Below are 6,576 nucleotides of genomic sequence, written 5' to 3' on the forward strand. Positions count from 1 at the left end.
CCGGCGTTCCCGCAGGATGCCGGGCAGCACGAGGTTGGCGTAGGCGTCGCGCTGGCGGACCGCGCGCAGCGTGTCCAGCGCGGCCTGGCGGGCCGGGTCCTCCACCGGCGGCCGGGCCGGGCCGCTGCGCCCGCGCGGCGGGTGGGCTCGCTGCGGCCGGGACGGACGCGAAGACCTCTGGGTCATGAAATCCGCTCCCCCGCCTCGATCCGGACGCCGCGCGCCCAGTCGGTCGCCGACATCCGCTTCTTGCCCTGTGCCTGCACGTCGCCCAGCACCACCGGGTCGGTGGCCGTGCCGACGAGCACGCGCTTGCGCTCCACCCTGATCTCGCCGGGAGCCAGCGGTTCGAAGCCCTCGCCACCACCCTCGACGGGCAGGACGGGACCGAGCTTGAGCCGTTCGCCGCGGAACTCCGCCCACGCGCCGGGGTCCGGCGTGACCGCGCGGGCCACCCGGTCGATCGCGACGGCCGGCGTGCCGAAGTCCAGCCGGGCGTCGTCGACGGTCACCTTCGGCGCGTAGCTCACGCCCTCCTCGGGCTGGTCCACCGCGCGCAGCGTGCCGTCCGCGATGCCGTCCACAGTGGACAGCAGGAGCTTCGCGCCGGACTCGGCCAGCCTGCCCAGCAGGTCACCGGCCGTGTCGCGCTCCCGCACCCGCTCGGTCACCACGCCGAACACCGGGCCCGCGTCCAGCGCCTTGACGATGCGGAACGTGGTCGCGCCGGTGATGTCGTCGCCGTGCCGCACGGACGCCTGCACGGGTGCCGCGCCGCGCCAGGCCGGCAGCACCGAGAAGTGCAGGTTCACCCAACCGTGGGTGGGGATGGAGAGGGCGGACTCGGGCAGCAGCGCGCCGTAGGCCACGACCGGGCACAGGTCCGGACGCAGCTCCTCCAGCCGCGCCTGGAACACCGGGTCGCTCGCCTTGGCCGGGGTCAGCACCTCGATGCCGCGTTCGTCGGCCAGCGCCGCGACCGGGGAGCGCTCGACCCGGCGACCGCGTCCGGACGGGGCGTCCGGGCGGGTGACGACGGCCACGACCTCGTGCCGACCGGAGTCCAGCAGCGCCCGCAGCGACGGCAGCGCGACCTCGGGTGTGCCCGCGAAGACCAGCCGCATGTCAGACCCCTCCGCGTGGTGCCGGTGGGATCGGTCGAGACGGCCTGGTTGCTGGGACGAACACGCACTCTCCTCGCTTCGGAGCGGTCTGCGCGACCGCAGACCGCAAGTCTAGGAGAGCGCCCCCGACCCAGCTCGGGCATCCACCGACCCGCGGTGCTCAGCCGCCGAACAGCGGGTGCGGCGACTGCTTGATCGTCGGCACGCCGCCGTCGAACCACGACTGCTGCCGGATCGCCCGCATCGCTTCCTTGCGGGTCAGGTCGTCCAGGCGGTCGAGGAAGAGCACGCCGTCGAGGTGGTCGGTCTCGTGCTGGATGCAGCGCGCCAGCAGGTCCGTGCCCTCGACCTCGATCGGCTCGCCGTGCATGTTCCAGCCCTTGGCGACGACGTGGCGGTGGCGGCGGCAGTCCCACGACATGCCGGGGATGGACAGGCAGCCCTCCGGGCCGTCCTGCTCCTCGTCCCCGACGACGTCGAACGTCGGGTTCACCAGGTGCCCGGCGAAGCCGTCGCAGTGGTAGGTGAACACCCGCAGCCCCACACCCAGCTGGGGTGCCGCGAGACCGGCGCCACCGGCTTCGCTCATCGTGTCCCACAGGTCCTTGACCAGCTTGCGCAGCTCCGCGTCGAAGTCGGTCACCTCGACGGCGGGCGTCCGCAGCACAGGGTCGCCGAACAGCCGGATCGGTTGGACGGTCACGCGCACTCCTCGCAGCCTGGGAGGTCCCAGTCTACGAAAAGCCGCTCAGTGCTCCAGGTCACGGCCGAGGAAAGCGACCCCGACCAGCGCGGCCAGGAAGTGCCCGACGAACCGGACCGCCGTCGTGGCGACCTGCGACGCCTTCGCGGCCTCACCGGTCACGGCCCTCGTGGTCGTGCCCGACATGGTGATCGTGGTCATGTCCCCTCCTCGCGCTCTCCGCATCACGCCTCGACGGCGTGCTCCCAGAGTGCGCCCGGAGGACGTCGGCCGGCGTCCGCTCGGAGTAGCGACCGGCCCTCATCCCCCGGTATGAGGTCCGCTCACCGCCGCGCTACCGCCACCGCGCCGTCGTCGTGACCGGAAACCACCACCTTCGCCACACCACCTTCGCCACACCACCCCCGCTACGCCGTCACCGGCTGGTCGGCCACACCGCCCTGGCCGCGCCACCGCCGCGCCGGGTCGTCTCGGCCGCCGCACGCCACCGGCCGTCGGGCAGGCGCTCCACCGCCGTGGCCGCCCCGATCTCACCGGTCGACGTGAACCGGTGCCCCAAGGCCCGCAACTGCTCCGCCTCCGGGGTCGCGAGGAACGCCTCCTCCGCCTGCGTGCTCGCGGCGTTGCGCTGGGACGCCCGCGGCGCGGCGATGGCGTCCACCAGCCGCATGTCGCGGTCCAGGCGGTTGATCAGCACCTGGAGCGCCGTCGTGATGATGGTCGCCCCACCCGGCGAACCCAGGGCCAGCACCGGCTTGCCGTGCTGCAGCACGATGGTCGGGGACATCGACGAGCGCGGGCGCTTGCCGGGACCGGGCAGGTTCGGGTCGGGCACCCCCGGCGTGACCGGGGTGAAGGAGAAGTCGGTCAGTTCGTTGTTGAGCAGGAACCCGCGACCGGGCACCACGATGCCGCTGCCGCCCTCCTGCTCGATCGTCAGCGTGTACGCCACCACGTTGCCCCAGCGGTCCGCGACGGTGAGGTGCGTGGTGTCCGTGCCCTCGTACGCGGTGGCCGCGGGCGCACCGCCGGCCGCGCACGGGGTCGCGTGGCGCGGGTCGCCGGGTGCGACGACGCCCTCCATCGCCCGCGTCGGGGAGATCAGGCACGCGCGGCTGTCCGCGAAGCGCTGCGAGAGCAGCTCACGGGTCGGGACGTCGCTGAACGCCGGATCGCCCACCCACCGGTTGCGGTCCGCGAACGCCAGCCTGCTCGCCTCCAGGAACCGGTGCAGGTACTGGACCTGCGTCTCCGCCGACAGGTCGGTCGTCTCCAGGATGTTCAACGCCTCCCCGACGGTCGTGCCGCCGGACGAGGGCGGTGCCATGCCGACCACGTCGAAGTCGCGGTAGCGGACGCGGGTCGGCTCGCGCAGCGGTGCGTCGTACGACGCCAGGTCCTCCGCCGTCAGGTCGCCGGACCGGACCTCGCGGGTGGCCCCGGCGACCAGCGGCGGCTGCCGGACCGCGCCGAGCAGGTCACGGGCCACGTCGCCGCGGTAGAACGCGGACACGCCCCGCCGGCGCAGCAGGCGGTAGGTGTCCGCGAGGTCGGGGTTGCGGAACGTGCTGCCGACCGCGGGCGGGGCTCCACCGGGCAGGTACAACGCGCTGGTCGAGGTGAAGTCCGCGAACCGGGCGGCGTTGTCGGTGACCTGGCGGTGGAACGTGGCGTCGACCGTGAAACCACGCCGGGCCAGCTCCTCAGCCGGGCGGACGGCCTGGTCGAGCGACCAGGAGCCCCACTGCCGCAACGCCCGCTCCCAGGTGCGCGGCGTGCCCGGGACACCCACCGACAACCCGCTGGTCACGGCCTCCGCGAACGGGATCGCCTGGCCGTCCTCCACGAACAGGTCCTCACCGGCGGACGCCGGAGCCGTCTCACGGCCGTCCACTGTGGACACCCGGTGGGTGCGGGCGTCGTAGTGCACGAGGAACCCGCCACCGCCGATGCCGGCCGAGAACGGGTCCGTGACGCCCAACGCGGCGGCGACGGCGACCGCGGCGTCCACCGCGTTGCCGCCGCGACGCAGGACGTCGACGCCGATCTGCGAGGCGTCGGGGTCGACGCTGGACACCACGCCGCCGAAACCGACGGCTTCGGGGACGCGCGGCGCGTCGGCGGCGGGCTGGGCGGAGGCGGTGACAGGCAGGAGCGGTGCGACGAGGAGGGCTGCGAGGACGCTGGCGACAGTCGACCGGAGCATCGTTCCCTTCTACTCCACCCCGGCCGTGCCCGCGACCCGATCGGAGAACACCACCGGACAGCACCACTCGGAAGCACGCCAGGGACTTGGAGCGGTCAGAGGACTTCGAGCGGGTCGAGCTTGACCCGCACCACGTCCGGTTCCTTCCGGGCGCTGCGCACGGCCAGCACCTCGGCCAGCACGGACGCGAGCGCGCGGCCCTCCGTCCTGGCGACCCGCACCAGCGCGCGTTCCTTGTCCTCGCCCATGGGCACCGGCCCCAGCACCTCGCCCGTCGGCGGCAGCCGCAGTTCCTCCAGCACGCCGGCCAGGGCGTCCGGGGCACCGTCCACGGTCGCCATCCGCACGGCGGGCGGGAACCCCAGCTCGGTCCGCGCCGCCAACTCCTGCCTGGCGTGCCACACCGGGTCCCAGCGGACCAAGGCCTGCACCGGGGCCAGCGACGAGTCCGCGACCACCACCACCCGGCCCGCCGCGTGCACCAGGGCCGCCGCGGTCATCCAGCGGCGCAGGGTCTCCTCCGCCGCGCGCAGGTCGGCCCGACCGAGCAGGGCCCAGCCGTCCAGCAGCAGCGCCGCGCCGTAGCCGCCCTCCGCGACCGGTTCCGCGCCGGGCGTCGACACCACCAGCGACCGGCCACCCGGCACCGCGGACAGCACCTCGTCACCGCCCGACGTGCGGACCGGGACGCCGCTGAACGCCCGGCCCAGCTCCTCGGCCGTGCGGCGGGCCCCGATGACCTGGCCGCGCAGCCGGCGCGAACCGCAGTTCGGGCAGCGGTACGCCGCCTCGGTCGCGCCGCACCACCGGCAGTACGCGGGCCTCGGCACGCCGTCCTGGGTGCCGCCCGGCAGGGCCAGCGGTCCGGCGCACCGGCGGCAGCGGGCCGGTGACCGGCACTGCCCGCAGGCCAGGGCCGGGACGTACCCGCGCCGGGGCACCTGGATGAGCACCGGGGTGTCGGCCGCCAGCGCGGCCCGCGCCGCGTCGAACGCGATCGAGGGCAGCCGGGCCGACCTCGCCGCCGCGTCCTTGACCTCCTGCCACTCGTGGTCGCCCACGGCCGCCACCCGGGGCGCCACCGACCGCAGCTCGTCGCGGGCCGCGACGACCTCGTGCGCCCAGCCGCTGTCGACCAGCAGCTGCGCCTCCGCGGTCCGGGCGAAGCCGCCGACCAGCAGCGACGCGCCGGAGAGGTGCGAGCGCTGCACCAGCACGTCGCGCACGTTCGGGTAGGGCATCCGCGGTTCGGCGTGCAGGTCGTCGCCGTCGTCCCACACGGCCACCAACCCGAGGTCGTGCACCGGCGCGAACGCCGCGCCGCGCGTGCCCAGCACCACCCGCACCGCCCCGCGCCGCACGGCCAGCCACCGCTTGTACCGCTCGGACGGCCCGAGGTCGGCCGACAGCGTGACCACACCCTCCTCGCCCAGCAGCACCGCGCACGCCTGGTGCAGCCGCGCCAGGTCGCGGTGGTCCGGCACGACGACCAGCGCGCCCTTGCCGGTGCTCGCCACCGACGCCACGGCCGCGGCCGGGGGGGCGGGCCAGTCCTCGGCGGGCAACGCCTGCCACAGCGCCCGCGCGGCCCGGCCGGAGCGCAGCGCGTCGAGCAGGTTGGGTCCGAACGGGTAGCGCGCCCAGCCCTCGTCGGACGGCGGTACGGGGCGCGGCGCGGGTTCGGCGGAGGGCTTGGCCTCGACGCGCGCGTGCCGGGGAGGGATCGCCATCCGCAGCACGTCGATCAACGACCCCGCGTACCGGTCGGCCACCGCCCGCGCCAGCTCCGCCACCTCCGGCGACAGCACCGGCTCCGGTGAGATGACCCGGTCCAGGAAGGTCAGCTTGCGCCCGTACTCCGACGACTCCGCCCGCTCCAGCAGGTAGCCGTCCACCAACTGACCCGCGAACCGCACCCGCACCCGGCAACCGGGCACCGCGTCCGCGTCCTGCTCGGTGGACACCTGGTAGTCGAACGGCCGGTCCAGGTGGGCCAGCGGCACGTCCACGCACACGCGGGCAACCGGCAGCGCGGCGGCGGGAACACGCTCCCCGCGCCTGGTCGTCGCCTTGCCCGCCACGGGTGGAGGTCTACCAGAGGCCGGGGTGGGCGCTCGCAACCCGGGCCCGAACGGTGAACGGCACAGTCACCCCACCAGTATCGAACACACGTTCGAGTTAGGCAAGATCACCAACGGGTGAGCGCCCACCACCGCCCACATCGATGCGTTCACTCCACTCCATTGCAACGAAGACTGACCACTCGTTGCGTTAGATTCACAATCAGCGCAACGATTATCGAGCTCCTACCAGCTATAACACGGAATCAACGCAACGAGCATGTTGCCCGATCCGTAAGCGCAACGTAGCGTTTGTGTTGTCGGAAACACCGGTCAGAACGAGCCCAGGAGAGCACGATGCAGAAGTTCGACACCCCCACCACGATCTCCGCCGTCCTCGACGTCCCCGCCGGCCGCCTGCGGTTCATCGCCGCCGACCGCACCGACACCGCGGTCGAGGTCCTGCCCGCCGACGCCTCGAAG

General features: G+C 74.0%; 5 protein-coding genes and 1 pseudogene. All 6 read right to left on the minus strand.

Annotated elements, in window-relative coordinates:
• Nucleotides 1-186, minus strand: a pseudogene (locus AB0G02_RS25185) (rRNA small subunit methyltransferase B); the annotation flags it as partial.
• Nucleotides 183-1,124 (minus strand): methionyl-tRNA formyltransferase, encoded by a 942-nt coding sequence (gene fmt, locus AB0G02_RS25190; RefSeq protein ID WP_360798026.1) that lies wholly within the window; start codon nucleotides 1,122-1,124, stop codon nucleotides 183-185. The pseudogene AB0G02_RS25185 and the gene fmt, both read right to left, overlap by 4 nt.
• 160 nt (nucleotides 1,125-1,284) lie before the next feature.
• Entirely contained in the window at nucleotides 1,285-1,827 is a 543-nt protein-coding gene (gene def / locus AB0G02_RS25195) for a peptide deformylase (protein ID WP_360798028.1), read from the minus strand.
• Between the two features lie 45 nt (nucleotides 1,828-1,872).
• On the minus strand, nucleotides 1,873-2,028 hold the full coding sequence (locus tag AB0G02_RS25200) for a hypothetical protein (protein WP_360798030.1): 156 nt from the start codon (nucleotides 2,026-2,028) through the stop codon (nucleotides 1,873-1,875).
• A gap of 214 nt (nucleotides 2,029-2,242) precedes the next feature.
• On the minus strand, nucleotides 2,243-4,033 hold the full coding sequence (gene ggt / locus AB0G02_RS25205; RefSeq protein ID WP_360798032.1) for a gamma-glutamyltransferase: 1,791 nt from the start codon (nucleotides 4,031-4,033) through the stop codon (nucleotides 2,243-2,245).
• A gap of 95 nt (nucleotides 4,034-4,128) precedes the next feature.
• Entirely contained in the window at nucleotides 4,129-6,114 is a 1,986-nt protein-coding gene (locus tag AB0G02_RS25210) for a primosomal protein N' (RefSeq protein WP_360798034.1), read from the minus strand.
• Nucleotides 6,115-6,576: the final 462 nt, after the last annotated feature.

The organism is Actinosynnema sp. NPDC023658 (assembly GCF_040639995.1).
GTDB lineage: Bacteria > Actinomycetota > Actinomycetes > Mycobacteriales > Pseudonocardiaceae > Actinosynnema.

What these genes read in the sequence shown, in the direction of transcription:
- fmt (WP_360798026.1), bottom strand. Translation starts at nt 1,124, where the DNA reads ATGCGGCTGGTCTTCGCGGGCACACCCGAGGTCGCGCTGCCGTCGCTG.
- AB0G02_RS25200 (WP_360798030.1), bottom strand. Translation starts at nt 2,028, where the DNA reads ATGACCACGATCACCATGTCGGGCACGACCACGAGGGCCGTGACCGGT.
- ggt (WP_360798032.1), bottom strand. Translation starts at nt 4,033, where the DNA reads ATGCTCCGGTCGACTGTCGCCAGCGTCCTCGCAGCCCTCCTCGTCGCA.